The 23,388-nt window shown below is 66.4% G+C and carries 24 protein-coding genes and 2 pseudogenes; 14 read left to right on the top strand and 12 right to left on the bottom strand.

Annotated elements, in window-relative coordinates:
- Window positions 1-47: 47 nt before the first annotated feature.
- Window positions 48-539, bottom strand: a complete 492-nt coding sequence (locus OR16_RS06535) for an ureidoglycolate lyase (protein ID WP_237716967.1) — start codon at window positions 537-539, stop codon at window positions 48-50.
- A gap of 338 nt (window positions 540-877) precedes the next feature.
- Between OR16_RS06535 and OR16_RS06530 the strand changes: the two genes are divergently transcribed.
- The 5 genes from OR16_RS06530 to OR16_RS06510 all read left to right on the top strand — a co-directional run bounded on the left by OR16_RS06530 (window position 878) and on the right by OR16_RS06510 (window position 5,792).
- Window positions 878-2,200 carry an MFS transporter gene (locus OR16_RS06530; protein ID WP_043418769.1) on the top strand — a complete coding sequence of 441 codons (1,323 nt, stop codon included), beginning with the start codon at window positions 878-880 and terminating at the stop codon, window positions 2,198-2,200.
- A gap of 120 nt (window positions 2,201-2,320) precedes the next feature.
- Window positions 2,321-3,049 (top strand): FadR/GntR family transcriptional regulator, encoded by a 729-nt coding sequence (locus tag OR16_RS06525; protein ID WP_006157170.1) that lies wholly within the window; start codon window positions 2,321-2,323, stop codon window positions 3,047-3,049.
- Window positions 3,050-3,170: 121 nt separating this feature from the next.
- Window positions 3,171-4,367 carry a methyl-accepting chemotaxis protein gene (locus OR16_RS06520; protein WP_006157169.1) on the top strand — a complete coding sequence of 399 codons (1,197 nt, stop codon included), beginning with the start codon at window positions 3,171-3,173 and terminating at the stop codon, window positions 4,365-4,367.
- A 373-nt stretch (window positions 4,368-4,740) separates the two neighbouring features.
- Window positions 4,741-5,115 carry an RcnB family protein gene (locus OR16_RS06515; RefSeq protein ID WP_043418678.1) on the top strand — a complete coding sequence of 125 codons (375 nt, stop codon included), beginning with the start codon at window positions 4,741-4,743 and terminating at the stop codon, window positions 5,113-5,115.
- A gap of 356 nt (window positions 5,116-5,471) precedes the next feature.
- The gene (locus OR16_RS06510; RefSeq protein WP_043354321.1) at window positions 5,472-5,792 is read left to right on the top strand and encodes a high-potential iron-sulfur protein; all 321 of its coding nucleotides are present in this window, start codon (window positions 5,472-5,474) and stop codon (window positions 5,790-5,792) included.
- Between the two features lie 306 nt (window positions 5,793-6,098).
- Here OR16_RS06510 and OR16_RS06505 read toward each other — a convergent pair whose 3' ends face one another.
- From OR16_RS06505 to OR16_RS06490, 4 genes are all read right to left on the bottom strand, one after another.
- Window positions 6,099-8,273 (bottom strand): TonB-dependent siderophore receptor, encoded by a 2,175-nt coding sequence (locus tag OR16_RS06505; protein WP_006157166.1) that lies wholly within the window; start codon window positions 8,271-8,273, stop codon window positions 6,099-6,101.
- A 114-nt stretch (window positions 8,274-8,387) separates the two neighbouring features.
- A complete protein-coding gene (locus OR16_RS06500; protein ID WP_006157165.1) occupies window positions 8,388-9,932 on the bottom strand; it encodes a PepSY-associated TM helix domain-containing protein in 1,545 nt (514 codons plus the stop codon).
- Window positions 9,933-10,023: 91 nt separating this feature from the next.
- The gene (locus OR16_RS06495) at window positions 10,024-10,290 is read right to left on the bottom strand and encodes a hypothetical protein (RefSeq protein WP_006157164.1); all 267 of its coding nucleotides are present in this window, start codon (window positions 10,288-10,290) and stop codon (window positions 10,024-10,026) included.
- Window positions 10,291-10,331: 41 nt separating this feature from the next.
- Complete coding sequence (locus OR16_RS06490; RefSeq protein WP_006157163.1) at window positions 10,332-10,631, bottom strand: hypothetical protein; 300 nt, start codon at window positions 10,629-10,631, stop codon at window positions 10,332-10,334.
- Window positions 10,632-10,848: 217 nt separating this feature from the next.
- On the opposite strand from OR16_RS06490, the gene OR16_RS40985 reads away from it, so the two are divergent.
- Window positions 10,849-11,031, top strand: a complete 183-nt coding sequence (locus OR16_RS40985; protein WP_081488701.1) for a DUF1016 N-terminal domain-containing protein — start codon at window positions 10,849-10,851, stop codon at window positions 11,029-11,031.
- On the opposite strand, the pseudogene OR16_RS40980 reads toward OR16_RS40985, so the two are convergent.
- The 3 genes and pseudogenes from OR16_RS40980 to OR16_RS06480 all read right to left on the bottom strand — a co-directional run.
- Window positions 11,016-11,213, bottom strand: a pseudogene (locus OR16_RS40980) (IS6 family transposase); the annotation flags it as partial. The gene OR16_RS40985 and the pseudogene OR16_RS40980 overlap by 16 nt on opposite strands.
- 265 nt (window positions 11,214-11,478) lie before the next feature.
- A complete protein-coding gene (locus OR16_RS44465; protein WP_050982903.1) occupies window positions 11,479-12,054 on the bottom strand; it encodes a hypothetical protein in 576 nt (191 codons plus the stop codon).
- A gap of 280 nt (window positions 12,055-12,334) precedes the next feature.
- Window positions 12,335-13,096 carry a metallophosphoesterase gene (locus OR16_RS06480; protein WP_006157161.1) on the bottom strand — a complete coding sequence of 254 codons (762 nt, stop codon included), beginning with the start codon at window positions 13,094-13,096 and terminating at the stop codon, window positions 12,335-12,337.
- Between the two features lie 336 nt (window positions 13,097-13,432).
- Between OR16_RS06480 and OR16_RS06475 the strand changes: the two genes are divergently transcribed.
- Both OR16_RS06475 and OR16_RS06470 read left to right on the top strand, forming a co-directional pair.
- The gene (locus OR16_RS06475) at window positions 13,433-13,786 is read left to right on the top strand and encodes a VOC family protein (RefSeq protein ID WP_006157160.1); all 354 of its coding nucleotides are present in this window, start codon (window positions 13,433-13,435) and stop codon (window positions 13,784-13,786) included.
- Between the two features lie 266 nt (window positions 13,787-14,052).
- Window positions 14,053-15,407: pseudogene (locus OR16_RS06470) on the top strand (MFS transporter).
- A 44-nt stretch (window positions 15,408-15,451) separates the two neighbouring features.
- Here the strand turns inward: OR16_RS06470 and OR16_RS06465 are convergent.
- Together OR16_RS06465 and OR16_RS06460 are read right to left on the bottom strand one after the other, a co-directional pair.
- A complete protein-coding gene (locus tag OR16_RS06465; RefSeq protein ID WP_006157159.1) occupies window positions 15,452-16,429 on the bottom strand; it encodes an aldo/keto reductase in 978 nt (325 codons plus the stop codon).
- 392 nt (window positions 16,430-16,821) lie between these two features.
- The gene (locus OR16_RS06460; RefSeq protein WP_237716957.1) at window positions 16,822-17,682 is read right to left on the bottom strand and encodes a LysR substrate-binding domain-containing protein; all 861 of its coding nucleotides are present in this window, start codon (window positions 17,680-17,682) and stop codon (window positions 16,822-16,824) included.
- On the opposite strand from OR16_RS06460, the gene OR16_RS06455 reads away from it, so the two are divergent.
- From OR16_RS06455 to OR16_RS06435, 6 genes are all read left to right on the top strand, one after another.
- Window positions 17,639-18,412 (top strand): Bug family tripartite tricarboxylate transporter substrate binding protein, encoded by a 774-nt coding sequence (locus OR16_RS06455; RefSeq protein WP_006157157.1) that lies wholly within the window; start codon window positions 17,639-17,641, stop codon window positions 18,410-18,412. The genes OR16_RS06460 and OR16_RS06455 overlap by 44 nt on opposite strands.
- Window positions 18,413-18,664: 252 nt before the next feature.
- Window positions 18,665-18,862, top strand: coding sequence for a hypothetical protein (locus OR16_RS45415; protein ID WP_237716956.1), 198 nt, complete (start codon window positions 18,665-18,667; stop codon window positions 18,860-18,862).
- The gene (locus OR16_RS06450) at window positions 18,838-19,749 is read left to right on the top strand and encodes an aconitase family protein (RefSeq protein ID WP_237716955.1); all 912 of its coding nucleotides are present in this window, start codon (window positions 18,838-18,840) and stop codon (window positions 19,747-19,749) included. The genes OR16_RS45415 and OR16_RS06450 overlap by 25 nt, the downstream gene beginning before the upstream one ends.
- Window positions 19,746-20,303, top strand: a complete 558-nt coding sequence (locus OR16_RS06445; RefSeq protein WP_006157156.1) for an alpha-IPM isomerase — start codon at window positions 19,746-19,748, stop codon at window positions 20,301-20,303. The genes OR16_RS06450 and OR16_RS06445 overlap by 4 nt, the downstream gene beginning before the upstream one ends.
- A gap of 38 nt (window positions 20,304-20,341) precedes the next feature.
- Complete coding sequence (locus tag OR16_RS06440; protein WP_006157155.1) at window positions 20,342-21,544, top strand: aspartate transaminase; 1,203 nt, start codon at window positions 20,342-20,344, stop codon at window positions 21,542-21,544.
- Between the two features lie 57 nt (window positions 21,545-21,601).
- Window positions 21,602-22,303 (top strand): RraA family protein, encoded by a 702-nt coding sequence (locus OR16_RS06435; RefSeq protein WP_006157154.1) that lies wholly within the window; start codon window positions 21,602-21,604, stop codon window positions 22,301-22,303.
- A 13-nt stretch (window positions 22,304-22,316) separates the two neighbouring features.
- On the opposite strand, the gene OR16_RS06430 is transcribed toward OR16_RS06435, so the two are convergent.
- Both OR16_RS06430 and OR16_RS47205 read right to left on the bottom strand, forming a co-directional pair.
- Complete coding sequence (locus OR16_RS06430) at window positions 22,317-23,156, bottom strand: dienelactone hydrolase family protein (protein WP_006157153.1); 840 nt, start codon at window positions 23,154-23,156, stop codon at window positions 22,317-22,319.
- A gap of 26 nt (window positions 23,157-23,182) precedes the next feature.
- Window positions 23,183-23,308 carry a hypothetical protein gene (locus tag OR16_RS47205; RefSeq protein WP_272942829.1) on the bottom strand — a complete coding sequence of 42 codons (126 nt, stop codon included), beginning with the start codon at window positions 23,306-23,308 and terminating at the stop codon, window positions 23,183-23,185.
- Window positions 23,309-23,388 lie beyond the last annotated feature (80 nt).

Here is a 23,388-nt window from a genome sequence, read left to right as displayed (position 1 = left end):
CCGGCCGGTGCAGTCCCGCAACCCGCTCGCGGCCGGCGGCGGCGCCGTTACCCCGCTACCTGGTAATTGCCACGCAGTTCGGTGACGTCGCAGTTGTGGCCTTCGCCACCACGATCCACCACCAGGAAGCGCGCCGTGCCGTGCGTGACGATCAGCGAGTGATGCCAGACGCCGCGCTTGTAGTTCACGCCTTGCCGGCCGTTGGTGACGAATACGCGGATGGCCGCTTCGTCGATCTCGTCGCCGATCGGTGCCACGACCACGAGGAAGGCGGCCTCATCCAGGGGCACGAAAGCCTGGCTGCCCAGCGGGTGCCGCTCCATGGTGCGGATGCCGAGTGGCAGCGCATAGGGCTGCGCATCGAAGAAGTTGATCAGCGCCCGGCCGCCCCGCGCGCCGACATCGACGCCGGCGAGATCGTCGTAACGCAGCGTCATGCCGCCGTTGATCACCATCGGCGTGCGCCCCTCGCTTTCGATGACATCGCCAAACGGGGCGAAGGCGGCCACGGTGAGCGGCTCCACCTGCAGGCGCACCAGCGGTTGGGAGGGCGGTGGCGGCTGGATCGCCGTCTCGTCGGGAGCAGACACGTTTTTCCTCTTCGTCATGGGTAATGAGTGGCCGGGCAGGCGGCTGGCCAACCCGTGAAATTCACCTGATGGATCAACTTGCAAATCAGCTGGCCGATCAACTGGTAATACCAGTAGTGCTAGTATCCAGTTGCCCATGATTGGCGTCAAGGCGCATTTTATGCAGGGTTTACGCCGGTTTTCCTGGTTTTGCCTGGGACGTATCCTTCGTCATTCATTAGAAAACAGACTGGTAATACCAGTTGAGACAACAAGCCGAGCCACCCGAGGAGGAAACCGCTGTGTCCTTGACCACCGCCCCATCGCTAGCCCCCGAGCCCGCCGCCGCCCACGCGACGGCGGCGCAGGAAAACGCCGTCTACCGCAAGGTAGCGTGGCGCCTGCTGCCGTTCCTGATGCTCTGTTATGTCGTGGCCTACCTGGACCGCGTCAACGTGGGGTTTGCCAAGCTGCATATGCTGGGCGACCTGCAGTTCAGCGAGTCCGCCTACGGGCTGGGCGCTGGCCTGTTCTTCATCGGGTACTTCTTCTTCGAAGTGCCGAGCAACGTGCTGATGCATCGCATCGGCGCCAGGGCGACCATCTCTCGCATCATGATCATGTGGAGCGTGATCTCCGCGGCGATGGTGTTCGTGCAAAGCACCACGCAGTTCTACGTGCTGCGCTTCCTGCTCGGCGCGGCCGAGGCAGGCTTCTATCCCGGCATGATCCTGTACCTGACCTACTGGTTCCCGTCGCACCGCCGCGCGCGCATGGTGGCATTGTTCATGTGCGCGATCCCGGTGTCGGGCATCTTTGGCGGTCCGCTCTCCGGCTTCATCATGGAGTCCATGCAGGGCGTGGCGGGGCTGCGCGGCTGGCAATGGATGTTCCTGATCGAGGCGCTGCCTTCGCTGCTGGTCGGCGTTGCCGTGCTGGCCTACCTGGACAACAACATCCGCTCGGCGCGCTGGCTCACGCAGGGCGAGAAAGACCTGCTGGAGCGCAATATCGCCAACGAGAACGCGGCCAAGGGCGGGCACATGACGATGCGCCAGCTCTTCTCCGACCGCCGCATCATCAAGATGGCCTGCATCTGCTTTTGCACGGTGATGGGCCAGTACGGGCTGACGTTCTGGCTGCCGTCCCTGATCCGGCAATCCGGCGTGAGCGGCGCGCTGAACATTGGCCTGCTGACGGCCATCCCGTTCTCCGTCGCGGTGTGTTCGATGATCCTGGTCAGCCGCAGCTCCGACCGCATGCGTGAACGCCGCTGGCACCTGATCGTGCCGTTCTGCTGCGGCGCCGCCGGCCTGGCGCTGAGCGCGATCTTCAGCGACAACGTGGTGCTCTCCCTGGCGGCGCTGGCGCTGGCCGCGGGCGGCAGCCTGGCTACGTCGCCGTTGTTCTGGAGCTTGCCGACCGCGCTGCTGTCCGGCGCGGGCGCCGCTGCCGGCATCGCCATGATCAACTCGTTCGCCAACCTGGCGGGCTTTGTCAGCCCCTACATGATTGGCCTGATCAAGGATGCGACGCAGAGCACCAACCTGGCCATGTTCGTATTGGCTGGCGTGCTGCTTTGCGGCGCGGCGCTGACCTATACGGTGCCGGCGCGGCTGGTGAACAGGTAAGCCAGCCAGGTGCGCGACGGCCTGCCCCGGGGCAGGCCGTCGAGTACAATTTGCCGTCGATCCGGCGCCAGCGCTGGCCGCCCAACGTTCACTATCCCGCGCAGGACTTCATCGCACCCAATGGTCACAGCTACCGCCATCTCCGCCAATGCCGCGAACCTGATCCGCGAGTGGATCGAGGGCGGCAAGTATCCGGCCGGGTCGCTGTTGCCCTCGCAGCGCGACCTGTCGGAGCAACTCGGCATCAGCCGCACCTCGCTGCGTGAGGCGTTGTCTACGTTGCAGGGGCTGGGGCTGGTGGTGTCGCGCCCTGGCAAGGGCGTGTATGTGGCCGCCGATGCCGGCGACGGCACGCCGCCGCCGTGGCGTTTCTCCAAGTCGCATTCGTTGACCGATATCTACCAGCTGCGCTTCGCGCTGGAGGGCTTCACCGTGGGGCTGGCCGCGGCCGCGCTGCTGCCGGAAGACATCGACGCGCTGCGCGAGAACGCCGAGGCCATGCGGGGCTGCATCGACGCATCCGACTTCACGCAGGCCGCCCGGCTGGACTTTGATTTCCACATGCGCATCATCGCGATCGCCGGCAACCGCGCCATCGCCGACATCCTGCGCAACAGCACCGACGTGATGCAGGAAAGCCAGCGCTTGCCGTTCTACCAGCGCGGCAGCCGCCATGCCACCTACACGGAGCATTGCGCCATCATCGACGCGCTGGCCGCGGGCGACGCCAGCCTGGCGCAGCGTGCCATGTCCGATCACATCGTGCGGGCGGCCCAGCGCGCCGGCGTGCATTTCCCCGCGGGCAGCCGCGCGGGCGACGGCGCTCAGCCGGGTCATCTCCCCGGCTGAGCGGGCCTCGCGCACGGAGCGGATTCGGGCATCCAGCATTTCTCCTAAAGTTTCTTCGCGCATCGCCGATATACAAGCGACGAAGCAGGCGAAGTCCACATAAAAAAGGGGAGATGCAGCAATGATGTCATTTGCCAACCTGACCATCCGTACACGCCTCGGCCTGGGATACGCGGTGGTTTTGCTCTTGATGGCCGCGGCAATCGCGGCCGGGCTGGACCGCCTGCCTGGCGCGAGCGGCGGCGACGCGCAACAGGCCATCGACGGCGCACGCACCCTGATGTTTACCCTATGGTTTGTCGCGTTTCTGGTTGGCGCCGCCTTTACCTACGGCATCGCGCGCAGCATCTCCGAGCCGCTAGGCGAGGCCGTCTATATCGCAGAGACCGTGGCCTCCGGCGACCTCAGCAAGGAATTCGAAACCGAGCGCAAGGGCGAGTTCGGCCGCTTGCTGGCCGGCATGGGTGAGATGGAGGACATGCTCACGGACCTGGTGACCCGCATCAAGGAATCGACCGATTCCATCACCGACGCCTCGAAGCAGATCGCGGCCGGCAATACCGACCTCTCGCAGCGCACGGAGGAGCAGGCCTCGGCGCTGCAGGAAACGGCGTCGAGCATGGGCGAACTGACCGCCATGGTCAGGCAGAATACCGAGCGCGCGCACGCGGCCAACGAACTGGCCGCCAATGCCTCGCAAATCGCGCAGCGCGGCGGCACCGTGGTTGGCGAGGTGGTGGACACCATGCAGGCGATCAGCGCCAGTTCCAAGAAGGTCGTCGACATCATCGACGTGATCGAGGGCATCGCGTTCCAGACCAATATCCTGGCGCTCAATGCTGCCGTGGAAGCCGCGCGCGCCGGCGAGCAAGGACGCGGTTTTGCCGTGGTGGCGGGCGAGGTGCGCACGCTGGCGCAGCGCAGCGCCGCGGCGGCCAAGGAAATCCGCGGCCTGATCGGTGACTCGGTGGAGCAGGTGCGCAACGGCTCCGCGCGGGTAGAGCATGCTGGCCAGACCATGCGCGAGATCGTCACGGCGTCCCGCCAGGTCACCACCATCCTGGGCGAGATTTCGGTAGCGTCGGCGCAGCAGAGCGGCGGCATCGAGCAGGTCAATCAAGCCGTGATGCAAATGGACGCGGTCACGCAGCAGAACGCCGCGCTGGTGGAGCAAGCCGCCGCCGCCGCGTTGGCGCTGGCGGAACAGGCGCACCAGCTGCAGAACGCGGTGGGCGAGTTCAAGCTGGACCCGACCCCCGACGACTTGGCGCCGGGGCAACACCGTTTTGGCGGCTCGGCGCACGGCGCGCACGCCTGATCGCTGGTGCCATGGCCTGTGATGCCGGCGCTGCTTTCGCGCCGTTCAGGTCGTAGCATGGGGCGTATGACCGGCCCTGCCGGGTTGAAATGCGTGCACGGATGGCGGGTATCTACCGCCACCGTGTTCCTGCCAGTGCCCTTCGGCGCCGCTGTTTTCCTCCGCGTAAGCACGACGAGCGCCTGATCCGGCGCTTCTCGTACTCCATCCTGCGCCGCAGCCACTATTCTTAAGCCGGGCATCGAAGATGCGAGCCAGGACATTGCGGCTAGCCATGCGCGTGGACTGCTCGCGCTTCCCGCCCTGTTGAGGATGCCCTGCTGGGGCCAACGTGGCCACTGCGGGCATCGCGGCCAATAAAATGGAGTGCCTGATGACGAAAACCGTGAAAAGCAAACTGCTGTTGAGCGTGATGCTCGCCGGCGGGTTCCTGGTCTCGGCCCAGGGTTTTGCGCAGCCGGACCGCGGCCCCGACCGTGGTTACCAATATCGAGGCCAGTCGGAGCCGCCCTTTGATGCCCGCGGGGCCCAGGGTGATGACCGCAACAACGCGCGTAGCGGGCCCGGCCAGTGGCATAAGGGCGACAGGCTCCCCGCGGAGTACCGTGACCGTCAATATGTAGTGGATGACTGGCATTCATACCATTTGCCCAAGCCATCGAAGGGCCATCACTGGGTGGGCGTCGGCGCGGACTTCTACCTGGTCGCGCCCAACGGCGCGATAGTCGATAAGGGCGCAGAGCGCTAGAACGTTCTGGCCAGCCTGATCCAGTCCCCCGCGAGTGGGCCGCCGGTTCGCGGGTGCGCGTAGTCATCGATCCATCGCGTCCATGACTACGCGCAACGTCAACGTAATCGCCGTCGTCTAAACTCAATCGGGATACCAGCCTGGAGCCGGCCATGACGGCGGTTCCGGGTGCCGGCCGCGCGCACTTTGAATCGGCGTGTCTGGCACCTGGTTTCTTGCCGGGGCGCGGCCTGCGTCCGGGCTGGTATCCGGCGCCCGCCGTCCTGGGCGCGCCGATGCTTGACGGACGGTGGCTTGCGTGGTTGCACGAGGCGCGGCCCTGTCCGGTTTGTCCCCCACAGAAAAAAGGAATAAAGATGTCAACTCGTCGTCATTTTTTGAAAGGCATTCCGATCATCGCGGCGGCCGGCGCGCTGGGCGTTTCCCTGCCGGCCCGGGCGCAGGGCAGCGGCCCGATGGTGGATGAAAAGGACCCGCAGGCGGTCGGCCTTGGCTACAAGGCGGATTCGTCGAAGGTGGACAAGGCCAAGTACCCGAAGCATGACGCCAGCCAGCATTGCGGCAACTGCCAGCTCTTCCAGGGTAAGGCGGCGGACGCAAGCGGCGGCTGCCCGCTGTTTGCCGGCAAGCAGGTCGCGACCAAGGGCTGGTGCAGCGCGTGGGTGAAGAAGGCTTGAAGAAGGTCTGAAGAAGGTCTGAAGAAGGTCTGAAGATGGCTTGATGGAGGCTTGATGCCGTGAAGGCGGCGGGCGCGCGTCTGGGCGCGTCCGCCGCCTTTTTTTGTTCAGGCATCGATCGGCCATTTGGGCCGGCGAATGTGCCGATAGGGCAGGGAGCGCAAATCCGGTGCGCTCAACTACAGCACCGAATCGGTCTTGTACACGCTTTACAGCGAATGGCTGAGCGAGCCGGAGCAAGCGCGAGCAGCCTTTGGCCAGAAGATCTTCGATGCGTCGTTCTTCATGGGAGGAAACGATGCAAGATCAGAACTGCACGCTCGCGTTGGCCAGGAACGTGCGCGATGCGCCTGGCAACACAAAGCCGTCGTAAGTGGTCGTCCAGAAGCGCTTGTCCGTCAGGTTGGTGACGGCGGCGCGCAGCGTGACGGCCTTGCCGGCAACCTTCGTCAGGTAGCGGGCGCCGAGGTCCATCGTGGTGTACGAAGGCACCTTCTGCGTGTTGGCCGAGTTCACGTACATGTCGCCGGTGATCTTGGCGCCCGCAGACAGCGTCAGGCCGCGCAGGAACGGGCTGTCGTACTCGATGCGTGCAGTGGCGATGTACTGCGGCGTGGCGAACACGCGATTGCCGTTGATGGCCGGATCGTCGACGCCGGTCGCCTTGGCGTTGAGCCACATCACGCCGCCCAGCAAGCGGAAATCGCGCGCGAAGCGCACCCAGCCGCTGGTGTCGAGACCGGTGAAGCGCTGCGTGCCGTCCTGCACGAACACGTTCGACGTGTTCGTGTACTCGTAGCCGCGGTCCACGCGGAACAGGGCCACGTTGGCGCCCCAGCCGCTGCGATCGGTCTTGAAGCCCAGTTCGTACTGCTTGCTCTTGAGCGGGCCGTAGACCTGCGGGTAGTTGGCGTTGGTGATGCTCGCCGAACCGCCTTGCTCGAGCGCCTGCACATAGCTGAAGTACACGGTAGAGAAGTCATCCGTCTTGTACATCAGCGCCACGGTTGGCGAGACCGGGCTGGCCTTGTACCGCGACGTGGTCTGTGCCGAGGGATCATAGTTGCTCTGGTCGAAGTCCGTGTAGCGCAGGCCGGCCAGGACCGAGAAGCGCTGGGTGAACTGGATGGTGTCGCTCAGGTAGAGCGACTTCTGCGTGATCTTGTAGTCGCGGTAGGGCATGTAGCCAGTGCCTACGCCCGGCTGCTCGGGCAGCAGCACGGGGTTGTACAGATTGTTCTGGCCCAGGTAGATCCCGTTGCCGCCGATGCCGGAGTCCAGTTCGCGCACCTGCGTCTGGTAGCCGACGCCGGCCACCACTTCATGCTTGATGCCGCCGGTGTCGAACTTGCCTTGCACCATGGCATCGTAGGCCTGGTAGTAGTAGGCCGTCTTCCACTTGTATTGCGTGTCGGAGAAGTTGCCCGCCGCGTCCTCGACAAACAGGAAGCTGTCCGCGTTCAGGCGGTTCTGACGCACGAAACGGTATTTGAAGCTGGCCTTCCAGGCGTCGTTGATGCGGTAGTCGAGGCCGGTGCCGACCGTCGTCATGTCGGTTTCGTGGGTCGAGAACGGCTGGGCCAGGTTGCGCGCCACTTTGCTGGCGCTTGGCACGGACACGTCGGAGGCAAACGACATGCCGAAGATCGCGCCGCTGGTCTTGCGCTTCCAGTGCATGACGTCGGCCGACCACGTCAGGTCCGGTGTGATGCGAAAGTCCGTGGCCAGCGAGAACACCTGGCGCCGCACGTGGACGTTCGGGTCGACCGAATTGCCATCCTCGTTGACCGCGTTGATGCGGTAGCCGAACCGGTCATCCACGCCGAAGCGCCCGCCAAGATCCAGCTTCTCGCTCCAGATGTTGTTGGCCTGGTAGCCGAACGTGAACTGGCGATAGGGGGTGTCGGTTGGACGCTTGACCACGTAGTTGATGATGCCGCCCGGCGAACCGAAGCCGTACATGAATCCGGAAAGTCCCTTCAGCAGTTCCACCTGTTCGAACGGCTCGAGCGGGATGTCGGTGTCCCAGTTGACGAAGTTCTGGCCATCGACCTTGGTGCCGTTGAGCTGGTCGACGCGCATGCCGCGCACGGCGAAGTACGAGTTCTCGGTGCGCGTGTTGTCGCCAAGGATGGATACCGACGGGTCGTACTTGAAGACATCGTTGGCGGTCAGCGCCATGCGGTCCTGGAGCTCCTCGCTGGTGACCCCGACTACCGAGAACGGCGTGTCGACCGGCTTGCGGTCGCCCAGCGCCCCGCCGCTCACGCGTTCCACCTTGGGCGGCTCCGTGCTGCGCGTCGCGGTGACGGTGGCGGTCGGCAGTGTAGTGTCAGCGCTCGCGCTGGCCTGGGCTTGGGCCAGTGCCGGTAGCGCGGCCAAGGCCAATGTCAGGCCCAGTACGGCGCTCGCAATCGGCGAGAGACGAAGTGCAGGCGCGCGTGCAGCGGCGCGCCATTGCGAAGGGCGGAGGGAGGACATGGGAGAAGATTCCTGGGAAACGTTAAGGTAGGACCGGCGCGGCAGCAGGCCCCGAGGGGTGCGACGAATCGCTTGGGAACGCGGCCGGAGCCGCGCTCAGGATGGTTCGGCCACTCAGGCCGGTACCTTGTTGGGCGCGGGATCGCCGCGTGCCGGCAGCGCCCACACCGAGTGCCGCGGCCCATTGCGGGCCCGGCGGCACGTGACCAGGGCCAGCGCCGCAAAGCCGCAGGCCAGCGTCAGCGCACCGAAATCGAAGCTGGCCACGGCCCAGTGGCCCGCCAGAGCTGCGGTCCACAGGTAGTCACCCGTGACCGCCGCATTGACCACCGGCACCAGCAGCGCGCCGATGGCGGCGACCGTCAGCAACTCGGTGGCGGCGCGCGCGGGCGGGCGCAGTAGCGCCCATGCCACGGCGGCGAAGAACGCCGGGAAGTAGTGCCAGCCAGCTGTGTGCTCAGGCCAGATCAGCGCGCCGCAGAACGCAGCGGCCACGCCGATGCAGCAGCCTATGCACACGCCCACGGTTGCCTGCGCCAGCAGCCGGTGCACGCGCGGCTGCGCTTGCTGGTGCGTCTTGCGGCGCGACTCGATCCACAGCACGTTGCCGGAATAGAACAGGAATGCGCCGGCCAGGCCGGCCAGCAGGTAGACCAGGCGCACCGCCAGGTCGCCATAGGTGCCGAAATGTAGCGCGTAAATCGCGCTGTAGATGGCGTGGTTGGCGTCGCGCCCCTGCGGAGTCTGGTCGGCCAGCACGTTGCCGCTGTCGGCCCGGGCGGCGGCGGCATGGACCGAGACCGAGCCGTAGTTGCCGAGCGCGCGCGTGGTGTCGCCGCGGATCTCGACCAGTGCGTTGGCGTCGCCGTAGTGCTGGTAGCGGATTGACAGGGGGGTGAAACGCTCGCCAGCGCTCGCGCGTGCCGCCGACATCAGCGTGGCCGCCGGCAGCATCTGCGCCGGCTGGCCCGCGGCCTTCAGTTCCGGCGAGGCGGTGGTCAGGCGCGGCAGCGCCTCGAACAGCTTGCCATCAAACGCGAGCACGTTGAATACCATGACCAGTACCATCGCCAGGCACAGCAACGCGCCGGTGATGGCGAAGACCAGGTGGAACGGCAGGCTGAACAGGCCCACCACGTTGTGGGCGTCCATCCAGAACCGCTTGAGGTTGCGGCCGTGCCGCACCGCGAACAGGTCCGCCTTCAGGCGCGGCAAGTGCAGCAGCACGCCGGACACCAGCGCCAGGCCGTAGAGCACGGAGATGACGCCCATGAAGTAGTTGCCGGCCACCGGCACCCCCAGTGAGTAGTGCAGGCTGTTGAGGAACGCGGCCAGTTCGCCCTGGATGGCGTCGAGCGCGGTGTCCTCCGGCGAATTCCGGCCGGCTCCGAGCTTGGTGGAACTGCTGGTCATCCACGTGCCGTCCTTGTCCTGCCAGTACGCTGTGAATTCGGGCTCATGCACGGTCGGCAGCGTCACGTAGGCGCTGTCGGCGCTTTTGGGGTGGGCCGTAACCAGCGCGGTCATGAAGCGGTCCAGCGCGGCGGGATCGGCTTCCTGCGAGAGGGGCCGGTCGGCTACTGAGCGGTGCGGCGACTGCCAGGTGTGCAGTTCCTCGTGGAAAACCGTGATGGCGCCCGCGAAGAAGGCGATGAACAAGGCTCAGCCAGCCATCAGGCCGACCCAGGTGTGAAGCGTCCGGTAAAGGCGCAGCATGGCGGCTTTCATGCGTAGTTCCCGGTGTGCCGTTTCATGCCGTGCCCGCCGCCAGCAGGCGCCAGGCCCAGAGCGCTGCGTATGCCGCTACGTTGGCGACGGCCAGCCAGAACCAGGCCGCGCGGCTGCTGCGAAAGAGCAGCGCGGCGCTGATGATCGCTACCCACAGTGGCAAGCAGGCAAGCAACGCGCCGACGGCGCCGCTCTGCCAGCCGCCTGGCAGCCCTATCACGGCCAGCGCGCACAGCGCCACGGCCAGCGGAAAGCCGAGCAGCGAGCCGGCCAGCCATTTGGTGCCCATGCCCGACTGAGGTTTTCGCGGCACGCGCGATGTGGCCGCCCTCATCGGGAGGCCTTCGCGCGGCGCTGGCGTCGGGCATCGAGCCACGCACCCATGAATGGCCACAGCGACAGACCGGTGCCAACGGTGGCAAGCGTGGCCGCGATGGCCGAGGGCCAGCCTTGCGTCGTGCTCCAGGCCCACCCGGAGATGGCGACAGCAAGCGTCGCAGCACAGCACAGACGCGTGCCGCGGCCGGGCGCTTGTGTGGTTGCAACGGATGGCAGTAGGCGCTGGTTGGGTGACGCGAGATAGAGGCACCCCGCGCCGCCCAGTCCCAGCAGCGCGGCGAGCACTTGCATGACAGGTTCCGAAAATTCCTAAAAGCAAATGATAATGATTAGTATTTAAATTCTCAAGTGCCGCGAAGTGACGCTCTCGCGCTGTGGGGGTTTTCTTGACGGATGAATGGCGTGCAAAGCGGGCAATGGCGCGGCCAGGAGGGGCCGAGGAGGGAGGGGCCGCGGAAGGCGGTCCCAGGTGCCGTGGAGGCGATAGCGGGAAAGGTACTTCGAGCGGCTGTCTGCCGACTTGTCCACCCGATTCGGGCGAGGATTTTCCGAGCGCAACTTGGAGCAGATGCGTTCCTTTTACCTGGCGTGGCCCCCTGAGCGGATTTCGCTGACAGCGTCTGCGAAATTGCCCAGCGTTCGGAAATCGCAGGCACTGTCTGCGATTTCGGTGGGTACCGTGCTTTCATAGCCGGCGCCAAACTTGTGACACCAGTGGCGAATGGTCTCGTAGGTCACGACCACGGCGCGCTCAAACAGCAGTTCCTCGATGTCGCGCAGGCTCAGGTTGAAGCGAAAATATCAGCGCACCGCTTGGCTAATGACCGCCGCCGGGAACTGGTGGCCGTGATAGAGCGATTTCGTTCTCGTCATCGCGTCAGCTTACGCGACCGCTACGTCAGCTACGTCAACGTGACAGAGCCGATCCAGATGGCCGAGCTCTCCGAGAACATCGTTCTCACGCCCAGCTTCGTCGCCAATTCCATCCTCACGCTCAAGCGCTATGTCGAGTGTCGCCTTGGCCTGACCTTCACCTCCTCGAACTCCGTGGTGAAGGAAGTCGCCAGGGGCGAGTTGGTGGCGCTGCGCACCACCAACCCCATCTTCGAGGCTGCGCAGCCGCGCCTGATCGTCAGGGCTAACCGGCCACCGACCCGCGCGGCACGCGGCATGCTTGAGCGCATCGAAGCGTCGCCGTTGTTTGGTGGGGGGAAGCGAGAGAGGGCGAGCTTGCGGTGGCGCCTTCGTGCGTCGGTTCGACCCGGCGTTCCGCCTGGCGCCCGAGCCGCAAGCTGTGGTCGCGCAACGTGTCCTTCATGCGCCTGAGCGAGGCGGTAAGCGCGCTGCGTTCCTCAGCGCTGAAGGGGGCCACCGAGACGGAGTGGAGTGCCTTCAACCCTTTCCAGACACGGTCTACCCGAGGTTCGGCTTCGACCGGAATGAATGGCTGGCCGGCAGGATCGTATGCGATCCAGTCGCCGGCGTGCAAGGTGTCCAGCAGGCTCTCCGACTGCGTCGCGGAAATCAGCATCGGACCCAGGTAGGGCTCATGGCGAACGAATTCCTGCTGGCGGATAGCGCGCAGCAAGATCCATTTCGGGTAGTCGAGACCAGCGTCGGAAAGCGTCTGGTCGAGTACGCGCTGCCATTCGCGTACGCTGTCCAGCAAGGCAAGAACTACGGATTCCGTCGGTTCGAGAGCCTTAGGCTGCATTGTTTTGTCTCCTGTCTTTCGAGCTTGCCGCCAGACCAGGGGGCCGGTGCTTGACCGGCCCGGGCGGCGCAGGAGATGCGGCGGGCGTCGCCTGCCTTGATTTCCTGCGGAGCAGACATTAGCAGACAACTTCCGCCGTGGCGTAGTGCCCCTGCGGGCCGAAAGGTCTGACAGTGCGTTGGGCATCTCAAACCAAGGGAAAATCCCAGGTAGCTTGTCCGGTGCGCATCACGCCGGTGTTCGCGCCACGAACTTCGGTGCGGCCCCGGCCGGCGTGGTATTACAGTTCGATGACAAGGTTAGGGTTGAAGCGCGGGTTTTCGAGCTTGCCTTCACGTGCGTAGCCGCGCGGGTTGCACACCACGCGGGTGGCGCCCAGTTGATAGTCGAAGCTGTCATGGGTGTGGCCATGCACCCAGAGGGCGGGCTGCCATGCCGAGATTTCCTGGCGCAGGTCGGAGACGAAGCTGGCGTTCAGGTGCGAGCCGGCGAACTTGGGGCTGATGCTCAGCGGTGACGGCGCGAAGTGCGTGATGACGACGGTCTGGCCGTCGTGGGGCGCGTGGAACCGCTCGGCCAGCCAGGCTACCGAATCCGCGAACAGCGCCTGCGACGTGGCGGGCGTGAAGCGCTCCTCGAAATCCGGTGCAACGCGGATGCGGGAGAAGTCGCGCATCAGCAACTGGGCATCTCGCAGGCCGTCTTCGCGCTGCTGCGGGGAGGAGAACAAGCGGTAGTCGGACCACAGCGTGCAACCGAGGAAGCGCACGCCGCGGTAATGCCATTCCGAGCGCTCCAGCACTTGCACCCGCGTGCCGGCCGCGCCGGCGCGCAGGGCGTCCATGGTGGTGGCCAGGTCGCTGCCGTAGAACTCGTGGTTGCCTGCCACGTACAGGGTTGGCAGGCTGGCGCCCGCGGCCCATGCCATGGCTTCCCGCGGGCGCCAGATGTCGCCGGCCAGTATCATCACGTCGACATCGGGAGTCGGAAAGTCCATCGGATAGACCGAAAGGTGCAGGTCCGAAACCAAACCAATTTTCATGCGTTTCTCCTTGGGCGGATCGGGCGATGCCAATCCCGGCGCGATGCCCGAGCGTCGAAAACGTCTTCGGGAACCTACCTACAGAGTAATGCAACAGCCAGATTCGCGGAATGCGCTGGACGCTCCCGCGCTCGCCGGCACCGTCGGGCGCTACGGCGAAACCCAGCCCCGGCCTGAGCTCCGGCCGCATTTCCAGTGCGTGCGGACCAGCGCCTTGCCAGCTGGCCCTGCTGCGCCAGTCGCGCGCGCCAGGGGATTGAGTGGCCCTTCTGTTCAAGCTTTGCCGCGGCATCCGGGTGAAAATGCGGTTTCTCATCCATCACCAGGGAGTTCGCCATGGGCACCAGAGGCCAGGACCGGCAGATCGACAACATCGAGTTCAACGTCAGCGACATCGCGCGTAGCAAGGCATTTTATGGCGCCGCCTTCGGCTGGACCTTCACCGATTATGGCCCCGCTTACTGCGAGTTCAGCGATGGCCGGCTGACCGGTGGCTTCACCACGGGCGAAGCGATCCGCCCTGGCGGGCCGCTCGTGATCCTGTATGCGGATGACCTGGCACAGGCGCAGCGGGGCGTGGAGGCAGCCGGCGGCACCGTGGTCCGGGCGGTTTTCTCGTTCCCGGGCGGGCGGCGTTTTCACTTCCGGGACCCGGATGGCTACGAACTGGCGGTGTGGTCGGCAGCGTAGTGCCGGTGCATCTCCAGGCACCGTTCTAGCCGTGATTTGCCTATCCGCGGGCGCCACCGCCGCCTGCAGGTATTCGCGTTTTCCCGTATCGTGTCGGCTTGCCATGGTCCCGCTCGCATCGAGAGGGCGGGTCAGGGCGCATGTATCAGACAATCGCGCAGGGCGCAGGCGCATCGCGCGCCGCGGCCCGGGCGCGGCGGTAACCGGCAAAGACAGTGTCGAACACAGCAGAACCCAATCTCCACCCTCGCGCGGCGGACGCGCCCATGACGGCGCTGGAGCGCCGCGGCATGGCCGCGATCCTGGTGGCGGTCTCACTCGCTACGCTCGATACGGCGATCGCCAACACCGCACTGCCCAACATCGCGGCCTCGCTGCACGCCACCCCGGCGGCATCCGTCTGGGTCATCAATGCCTACCAGCTTGCCATGGTGGCCACGCTGCTGCCGTTCGCGGCGCTGGGCGGCATCGTCGGGCACCGGCGCGTGTATCTCGGCGGGTTGATGTTGTTCATTGTCGCGTCGGTGGTCTGCGCACTCTCCTGGTCGCTGCCCACGCTGGTCGCCGCCCGGCTGCTGCAGGGCGTGGGCGCGAGCGCCATCATGAGCGTGAACGCGGCGCTGATCAGCGCGATCTTTCCGCCGCACCGGCTTGGGCGCGGCGTCGGGCTCAACGCGCTGGTGGTTGGCGTGTCGTTTGCCGTCGGGCCTACGGTGGCCTCGATCATCCTGTCGCTGGGGCCGTGGCCGTGGCTGTTCGCGGTGAACCTGCCGATCGGCCTGCTGGCGCTCTACATCGCCTGGCCCGCGCTGCCCCAGACAGTGCGTGGCGCGCATCGCTTTGACCGCGTCGCGGCGGGGCTGAACGTGGTGATGTTCGCTTCGCTGATCTTCGCGCTGGGGAGGGGCCCAACGCGCGCCGCTGGCGCAGTCGCTGGCGGCGGCGGCCTTGTTCCTGGTGGCGTTCGTGCTGCTGCTGCGCCGCGAGCGCGGCCATCCCGCGCCGATGCTATTTGCTCAAGCGGCCCATGTTCGCGCTGTCGACCATGACCGCGATCTGCTCCTTCGCCGCGCAGGGGCTGGCCTTTGTGTCGCTGCCGTTCTACTTCGAGAGCGTGCTGGGGCGCAGCCCGATCGAGACGGGCTTCCTGATGACGCCGTGGTCGGCCGTGGTGGCGCTGATGGCACCGCTGGCCGGGCGGCTGTCGGACCGCTATCCGCCGGGCTTGCTTGGCGGCGCGGGGCTGGCGGTGATGTGCATGGGCATGGCGTCGCTGGCGCTGCTGCCGGCGCATCCCAGCGCGCTGGATATCGGCATCCGCATGGCCATCTGCGGCGCGGGCTTCGGTTTTTTCCAGTCGCCCAACCTCAAGGCGCTGATGTCGAGCGCGCCACGTGAGCGCGCCGGCGGCGCCAGCGGTGTGATTGCCACCGCGCGCCTGCTTGGCCAGGCGACCGGCGCGGCGCTGGTCGCGCTCAGCTTCGGCATTGCGGGCCGCCACGGCCCCACGCTGGCGCTGGCAATTGGTGCGGGCTTCGCGGGCGTGGCCAGCATTGCCAGCGGTTTGCGGCTGCTCACGCGCGACCCGGGCGCGGGGGCCTTGCAGCCCTCCGGCGAATGACCGGCCGCCGGTCGTTCACCGGGGCCGTCGTTGCCATTGCCGCTTCAGAAGCCCACGGGCGCGTGCGGCACGTAGGGCGCCTCCAGCGCGGCGATTTCCTCAAGCGTGAGGCCGAGCGAGAGTGCTGCCACGGCGTCCTCGATATGGTGCGGCTTGGACGCGCCAATGATCGGCGAGGTGATCTCGCGCTTCTGCGACAACCACGCCAGCGCCACCTGGGCAGCCGGCACGCCGCGCGCCTGCGCAATGGCGTGCACCTGCTCCACCACCTTGCGGTCCGACTCCTCGGTATTGCGGTACAGCGTCTTGCCAAATGTGTCGCTTTCCTCGCGGGCGCTGCCGGCATGCCAAGGCCGGGTCAGGCGCCCGCGCGCCAGCGGGCTCCACGGCATTACCGCGATGCCCTCGGCGGCGCATAGCGGCAGCATCTCGCGCTCTTCTTCGCGGTTGAGCAGGTTCACATGGTCCTGCATGCTGGCGAACTGCGTCCAGCCGTGCAGGCGCGAGGTGTGGATGGCCTTGGAGAACTGCCAGGCATACATCGAGGATGCGCCGATGTAGCGTGCCTTGCCCGCCTTGACCACGTCGTGGAGCGCTTCGAGGGTTTCCTCGATGGGCGTATGCGGATCCCAGCGGTGGATCTGGTACAAGTCGACGTGGTCGGTGCCGAGGCGGCGCAGGCTGTTGTCGATCTCGGCCAGGATGGCGCGGCGCGACAGGCCGGCCCCATTGGGGCCGGGGCGCATGCGGCCATGCACCTTGGTGGCGATCACCACGTCGTCGCGGCTGGAGAAGTCCTTCAGCGCGCGCCCGACGAATTCCTCGGAGGTGCCGTCGGAATACACGTTGGCGGTATCGAAGAAATTGATGCCAGCCTCGATCGCCTGCCGGATCAGCGGGCGGCTGGCTTCTTCGCCAAGCGTCCAGGGGTGGTTGCCGCGCTCGGGCACGCCGTAGGTCATGCAGCCCAGGCACAGCCGGGAGACTGTCAGCCCCGTCGAGCCAAACCTTACATAGTCCATCTTGCCTCTCCTTTTAAGCGTCGCTGCCGTCGATCCTGAGCGGCGGGCCCGCGGCGCACTCCGGCATGGTATGCGAATTCGGGGAAGGACGACGACGCGCCGCGCGGCGCCGCTTGCACCGCGTCGTGGTCATCGCTGTGGATGGACGCGACCTGGTAGGTGGCGCCGGGTGCGAAGAGTTAGTCGAGGCGGGGAAGCCTGGCGAAGAACGCCGCCACCGATTCGCGCTCGGCCATGTCGACGACGTGGCCGGAGGCGGTGCCGCCGGCGGCTTCGATGCGGGCGAGGTCCGCATCGAGCGCGTCTCACGCTATGCCGTTCAGTCAATCCTGAACGGCATTGCGCTCTCGAGGGTTGTCAACGAGGCATTCAACCGGGGGCCTGGGACGTTGCTATGTTGCTTGCACCGACACCCCTGCCGGCATGGCCTGTCCCCGAATCTGCTCCAGCAAGATCCCCAGCAGCCGCTGCGCACTCGGTGACAGCGACCGCAACGGCCGCGTGATCACGCAAATCTCCCGCGACAAAAGCGGCTCGTGCAATTCCCTGAAGACCAGGTCGGGATACTCGCGTCCCTTGTTCGCCAGCGCCGGCAGCACCGAGTATTGCTTGCCCATGCTGAGCATGGCGAACAGCGAACTGGTGCTTTCCACTTCATCGTGCTGGCCGCCGAGCACGGGCCAGTTGCCGGCGTGGCTGCGCAGGAAGTGGCCGATGCCGGTGTCCGCGCTGAAGCCGACATATTGTTCGGGCGTCAGGTCGGCCCAGCACACGGGGCGCTCCAGTTGCGCCAGCGGCAGGTCGCGGTGGCAGACCACGCCGTAGCAGTCGGCGACCAGTGGCGTGTAGTCGAGGCCTTCATGGCCCTGGTATTTGCTGTCGATGGCGAAATCCACTTCGCCTTCCAGCACCAGCCGCTCGGCTTGCCGGGCGACGGGGTTGCGCAGGGAGATGGTGATGCCGGGATAGCTCTCGCGGAACCTGGGGATGGCGCGGACCAGGAAGTGGTTGATGACCGAGGCGGCGGCGACGATGCGGATATGCCCGCGGCTGCCCTGGGACAGCGCCATCAGGTCGTAGACCGAACTGTCGAAGCCGTTGACGACTTTCTCCGCCTCGGCCCGGAAGCGCTCGGCGTGTTCGGTCAGGGCCACGCGCCGGGTGGTGCGGTCGAACATCTTCAGGTCTACCGCTTCTTCCAGCTGCTGGATGACCGGCGCCAGCGGCAATATCGGCGCGGAACTGGTGGCCAAGTCCCCGGCCGATGGCTACACGCTGCTGATGGGCGCTACCGGCGTGCTGTCGATCAACGACCATCTGTACAGCCGCATGGGCTACAACGTGGCCAAGGATTTCGTGCCGGTGAGCTACGTCACGCAAAACGCGAACATCCTGGTGGTGTCGCCGAGCCTGCCGGTGACCACCGTGCCGGAACTGGTGGCGCTGGCCAAGAGCAAGCCGGGCTCGCTCAGCTTTGCCTCGTCGGGGCCGGGCAGCTCCACGCATTTGTCGGGCGAGCTGTTCAAGTCCATGTCTGGCGTTGACATCCTGCATGTGCCCTACAAGGGCAGCGCCTCCGCGCTGACTGACCTGCTCGGCGGGCAGGTGACGATGCTGTTCGATAACGCGCCTTCCTCCATCGGCTTTGTGCAGCAGGGCAAGCTGCGCGCGCTGGCGGTGACCAGTCGCAAGCGCCTTCCTGGCCTGCCCAATGTGCCGACCGTGGATGAGGCAGGGCTGAAGGGCTACGAGTCGCTGTCATGGAGCGGCGTGGTGGCCCCTGCCGGTACGCCGCGCGCGATCGTGCTCAAGCTCAACCGTGCGATCGATCACATCCTCGCCACCGAGGAGGTCAGGGACAAGCTGGTGCAGCTTGGCGTGGAGCCCGTTGGCGGCTCGCCCGAAGTCTTCGCCCGCCAGATTCAATCCGAACATGAAAAATGGGGGAAGGTCGTCAAGAGCGCCAACCTCAAGCTGAATTGATCCGCTGATGGCGATGAAGGCGATGAAGGCGATGAAGGCGATGAAGACATCGGATACGCCGCGCACTGGCAGGACCCTGGCGGAGAAGCTGCTCTCCCGCGCCGCCGGCCGCGACCTGCGCGCCGGCGACCTGGCGATCTGCGAGCCGGATGCCACCATGGGCACGGATGGCTCGATCCCCATGGCGCTCGACTACCTGCGGCAGATGCAGCCGCAGGGCGAGGCCTTGCCGGGACCGGCTCGGCCGAACGCGTGGTCTTTGCGCTGGATCACTACGGCCCAAGCTCCGGCGCGCGCGCGTTGGCCCTGCAGGACGTCGCGCGGGACTACGCCCTGGCGCATGGCGTCGGGGTGTTCGAGGTGGGCGAGGGCATCGGCCACCAGCTCATGCTGGAGCGCGGCCGGGCGCTGCCCGGCCAGCTCGTGTGGGGGCCGACTCGCATGCGGTGAGCTACGGCGCGCTCAACGCGTTCGGAACGGGCATCGGCTCATCCGACCTGGCCGGCGTCCTGCAGTGCAACCAGCTTTGGCTCAAGGTGCCCGGCTCGCTGCGTATCCGGCTGCAAGGCGCCTTGCCGGCGTACGCGTCGGCCAAGGACCTGGCGCTGGCCATGGCGCGTCGCATCGGCGCGGGCGGCGCGAGCTACCTTGCGCTGGAGTTCGGCGGGCCCGGTCTTGCCGCGCTCGATATGGACGACCGCATCGTGCTGGCCAATATGTCGGTGGAGATGGGCGCCAAGGCGGGCCTGTTTCCCTTCGACGGTTGCACGGCGGCCTATCTCGCCGGGCGCACTGCGCAGGCTTATGTGCCGGTGGCGGCGGATGATGACGCGACCTATGTCGATACGCTCGACTTCGACCTGTCAGCCGTCACGCCGCAGGTGGCGTTGCCGCATCGCGTGGACGATGTGCTCGATCTGGCGCAGGCGCCGGCCTTGAAGATTGGCATGGTCTACCTCGGCACCTGCACCGGCGGGCGCAGCAAGGACTACCGCGAAGCGCTGGACGTACTGCGCGCGGGCGGTGGCGTGGCGCCTGGCGTGCGGCTGGTGGTGACGCCCGCATCGGAAGCGGTCCGCGCGGAGCTGGAGAGCGACGGCCTGCTGGCGGAGTTCGCGGCGTTCGGGGCGGAGATCCAGCCGCCTGGCTGCGGCGCCTGCTGCGGCACCTGCGGCAGCATTCCCGCCGACGGCATGCGCGTGATCTCCACCGCCAACCGTAATTTCAAGGGCCGCATGGGCAATCGAGCGTCGGAGATTTTCCTGGCGTCGCCGCGCGCCTGCGCCAGCGCCGCCGTCACCGGCCACCTGGTCGATCCGCGCGAGGTGGCGCAATGACATTGCAGCAGACCGCATCCAACGCCGCAGCCGGCGCCGCGTCCGTCATCCACGGCCGCGCCCGCCTGCTAGGCGATGACATCAATACCGATTACCTGATCGCCTCCAGCCGCAAGAAGGACAGCCTGGACCCGCAGGTGCTGCGCCGTTACCTGCTGGAGGACGTGGATCCCGCCTTTGCCGCCAGCGTGGCGGATGGCGACATCCTGGTGGCCGGGCACAACTTCGGCTGCGGCTCGGCGATGGAGGTGGCGGTCACGGTGGTGCTCGCCGCCGGGATCCGCGTAGTGGTGGCCCGCAGCTTCTCGCGCACCTACTGGCGCAATGCCATCAACAACGGCCTGCTGCTGGTCACCGCCGATACCGCCGGCATTGCCGAAGGCAACGCGCTGACCCTGTGCCTGGACGGCGCCAGCGCCGAGCTGACGGTGGGCCACGCCTGCGGCGCGCCCGCGCGCCGCATTCGCTGCGAACCCGTGCCGGACATCGTGCTGGCCATCCGCGCGGCAGGCGGGCTTGTTGCCTACCTGCGCGAGCATCGCAAGCTCGCCTGACCTTATCCATTCACGCTACCCAAGACAGCGCCCAAACCATGACAATCATCGCAGCCCGCCTCAAGCGGATCAAGCCATCGCCCAGCTCGATGGCAGGGCAACGCGCGCGTGAGCTTCGCGCCAGCGGCCGGGACATCGTCGGCCTCACTTCCGGCGAACCGGATTTCGACACGCCGCAGCACGTCTGCGAGGCCGCCACCCGCGCCATGTCGGCATCCAAGACCAAGTACACCGACGTCGGCGGCACGCCGGAACTCAAGGCGGCGATTGCCGACAAGTTCCGCCGCGACAACGGCCTGGACTACGCGGCCAGCGAGATCATCGTCGGCACCGGGGGCAAGCAGATCATCTTCAACGCGCTGATGTGCACGGTGGACGTGGGCGATGAGGTCATCGTGCCGGCGCCCTACTGGGTGTCCTACCCCGACATCGTGCTGCTGGCCGACGGCACGCCGGTCTTCGTGGACTGCCCGCCGGAGAATGGTTTCAAGCTGCGCCCGCAAGACCTGGAGCGCGCCATCACGCCGCGCACGCGCTGGCTGGTGCTCAATGCTCCCAATAACCCGAGCGGCGCGGCGTATTCCCGCGCGGAACTCAAGGCGCTGGCCGAGGTGCTGCTGCGCCACCCGCAGGTGTGGGTGATGACGGACGATATCTACGAGCACATCCTCTATGACGACCGCGAATTCTGCACCATCGCGCAGGTGGAGCCGGCGCTGAAGGCGCGCACGCTCACGATCAACGGCGTGTCCAAGGCCTACGCCATGACAGGCTGGCGCATCGGCTACGGCGGCGCGCCGGCGGCGCTGGTCAAGGCCATGGTCAAGTTGCAGTCGCAGAGCACGTCCAACCCATCGTCCATCAGCCAGGCCGCCGCGCTGGAAGCCCTGAGCGGCCCGCAGGACTTCATCGCCGAACGCACGCGCATTTTCCAGGCGCGACGCGACATGGTGGTGGCGCAGCTCAACCGCATCCCGGGCATCCAGTGCCACTCGCCGGAAGGCGCATTCTATGTGTATCCTTCCTGCGCAGCCCTGATCGGCAAGCTGACGCCGGAAGGCAAGCGGATCGAGACCGATGCCGATTTCGTGCTCTACCTGCTGGAGGCGCAGAACCTGGCCGTGCTACAGGGCGGTGCCTATGGCGTGTCGCCGTTCTTCCGCATATCCTTTGCCACGTCTGTTGCGCTGCTGCAGGAGGGCCTGCGGCGGCTGAGCCTGGCGTGCGAGGCATTGCGCTGACAACCTACCCGCCAGCGCCGAGCCCGGCGCTGGCTACACCCGATTCGGAGTTTCGCCATGAGTAACGATTCCCGGCAACTGCAGTGGCCGGCTGGCTATCGCATCAACCCACGCGTGGCGGGCCCGGCCGCCGACCTCGTTGCCGCCATGCGCGAGATGCCGGTGGCCGCCATCGGCGATGCCATGAGCCGTAACGTGGGCGCCATTGGCCTGCGCCAGTACCACGCCCGGCTGGATACCGTGCTGTGCGGCCCGGCGCTGACCGTGCGCGTGCGGCCCGGCGACAACCTGATGATCCACAAGGCCCTGATGATGGTCGAAGCCGGCGACGTGCTGGTGATCGATGGCGGCGGCGATGTGACGCAGGCCTTGGTAGGCGGCCTGATGCGTACCACCTGCATCGCCCGCAAGCTTGGCGGCCTGGTGATCGACGGCGCGGTGCGCGACCTGTGCGAATGGGCGCAGGAGGGCATGCCGATCTTCGCCCGGGGGCACACGCATCGCGGCCCGAGCAAGGACGGCCCGGGCGAGATCAACGTGCCCGTTTCCTGCGCCGGGCTGGTGGTGATGCCGGGCGACCTGGTGGTGGGAGATGCCGATGGCGTGATCGCGGTGCCGGCTGCCGAAGTGGCGGACGTGCTGCGCAAAACGCGCGCGCACCTGGAGAAAGAGGCCACGATCCGTGAGGGCAACCGCACCGGCACCACGGACCAGGAACGCTTTGACGCGGTGTTGAGGGCGAAAGGCTTGCCGGTTTGAAGGCTGGAGGGCCTTAGCCCTTCTCGTCTTCCTCCGCGCAGCGCAGGCGCCGCACAAAAAACGACAGGATTTCGTCGCGGGCGGCCGCTGTCGGCTCGCCCGCTTGGTCAATCAGGTGGGCGGTGACGACGCTGTGGGGGCAGGCCACGTGCTGGGCAAAGAAGGGCGGGACATCGGGGTTGGCCGCACTGTCCGGCAGCGCGCGTCCTACGAATCGGTCGCCCAGCGCCTCGGCATAGGCCGCGAAGCGCTCGGCCCTGCAAAACCGATCGCCCTCGAAGCGATAGGCCAGCACGGTGAGATCTTCCCGCTTGAGCCGCTCGCGCACCACGGCGAGATCGCCAGGCGCCATCTCGATGCCAACCGGATCGTCCAATGGCAGCGAGGGTTGGCAGATCACTGGTGCCAGCATCGCGGGCTCAAGCATCATCGACAGGGCGAAGTTGCCGGTGAAACACATGCCGATGGCGCCAACGCCGGGGCCACCGCGCTCCTTGTGCGCCAGCCTCGCCAGCGCCCTCAGCCACTGCGTCACCGGGCTTGACTGATTGGCCGCGAATGCGCGGAACTCAGCGCTGACGCAGGCGCGCCGAAACACCGCCGCGCCTGCCTCGGCATCCGGCACGGCCCCGTCGCGGCCGAAGAGCGACGGCAGGTAGACGGTCATGCCCACATCGCGAACCCACCGGGCAAAGCGTGCGACTTGCGGGCTGATGCCCGGCATCTCCGTCATGACGATCACGGCCGGCCCCGAGCCCGCCATATGGACTACCTTGGCGACGCCGTCGATCGTGATCGTGCGGCGTGTGAAATCCTCGAGGCGATCATCCTCATTCATGCTGCGGTTCACCATTGCATCGTCTCCCGTGCGCTGGATAGTCAGGCCGCATCCACCAGATGCCGCAGGTGCGCGTAGCCGGTGGCGTCGCTGATGCGACGGGCGAGATCCGCGCGGGCAGGGCCGGCAAACGCTCCTTTGGGAATGTTGATGAGGATATTGGGCATCGAAGCGTAGTTGTCATTGGGGTAGGTGCATTAGACGCTTCGATCCGTTAGACTTCGAGTGTCAATTTAGACATGTTTAA

The organism is Cupriavidus basilensis OR16, from assembly GCF_000243095.1.
GTDB classification, from domain to species: Bacteria; Pseudomonadota; Gammaproteobacteria; order Burkholderiales; family Burkholderiaceae; genus Cupriavidus; species Cupriavidus basilensis_D.
The sequence above is the reverse complement of the archived record's forward strand: the minus strand, read 5'-3'. Positions and strand labels throughout refer to the sequence as shown.

Excerpts from the sequence above, each read along its gene's own strand:
- OR16_RS06490 (WP_006157163.1), bottom strand. The coding sequence starts at position 10,631 with ATGCAAGTGCTCGCCGCGCTGCTGGGACTGGGCGGCGCGGGGTGCCTC.
- OR16_RS06525 (WP_006157170.1), top strand. The coding sequence starts at position 2,321 with ATGGTCACAGCTACCGCCATCTCCGCCAATGCCGCGAACCTGATCCGC.
- OR16_RS06495 (WP_006157164.1), bottom strand. The coding sequence starts at position 10,290 with ATGGGCACCAAATGGCTGGCCGGCTCGCTGCTCGGCTTTCCGCTGGCC.
- OR16_RS06435 (WP_006157154.1), top strand. The coding sequence starts at position 21,602 with ATGAGTAACGATTCCCGGCAACTGCAGTGGCCGGCTGGCTATCGCATC.
- OR16_RS06510 (WP_043354321.1), top strand. The coding sequence starts at position 5,472 with ATGTCAACTCGTCGTCATTTTTTGAAAGGCATTCCGATCATCGCGGCG.
- OR16_RS47205 (WP_272942829.1), bottom strand. The coding sequence starts at position 23,308 with ATGCCCAATATCCTCATCAACATTCCCAAAGGAGCGTTTGCCGGCCCT.
- OR16_RS06440 (WP_006157155.1), top strand. The coding sequence starts at position 20,342 with ATGACAATCATCGCAGCCCGCCTCAAGCGGATCAAGCCATCGCCCAGC.
- OR16_RS06520 (WP_006157169.1), top strand. The coding sequence starts at position 3,171 with ATGATGTCATTTGCCAACCTGACCATCCGTACACGCCTCGGCCTGGGA.
- OR16_RS06475 (WP_006157160.1), top strand. The coding sequence starts at position 13,433 with ATGGGCACCAGAGGCCAGGACCGGCAGATCGACAACATCGAGTTCAAC.
- OR16_RS06465 (WP_006157159.1), bottom strand. The coding sequence starts at position 16,429 with ATGGACTATGTAAGGTTTGGCTCGACGGGGCTGACAGTCTCCCGGCTG.
- OR16_RS06445 (WP_006157156.1), top strand. The coding sequence starts at position 19,746 with ATGACATTGCAGCAGACCGCATCCAACGCCGCAGCCGGCGCCGCGTCC.
- OR16_RS44465 (WP_050982903.1), bottom strand. The coding sequence starts at position 12,054 with ATGCAGCCTAAGGCTCTCGAACCGACGGAATCCGTAGTTCTTGCCTTG.
- OR16_RS06430 (WP_006157153.1), bottom strand. The coding sequence starts at position 23,156 with ATGGTGAACCGCAGCATGAATGAGGATGATCGCCTCGAGGATTTCACA.
- OR16_RS06505 (WP_006157166.1), bottom strand. The coding sequence starts at position 8,273 with ATGTCCTCCCTCCGCCCTTCGCAATGGCGCGCCGCTGCACGCGCGCCT.
- OR16_RS06480 (WP_006157161.1), bottom strand. The coding sequence starts at position 13,096 with ATGAAAATTGGTTTGGTTTCGGACCTGCACCTTTCGGTCTATCCGATG.
- OR16_RS06455 (WP_006157157.1), top strand. The coding sequence starts at position 17,639 with ATGACCGGCGCCAGCGGCAATATCGGCGCGGAACTGGTGGCCAAGTCC.
- OR16_RS06515 (WP_043418678.1), top strand. The coding sequence starts at position 4,741 with ATGACGAAAACCGTGAAAAGCAAACTGCTGTTGAGCGTGATGCTCGCC.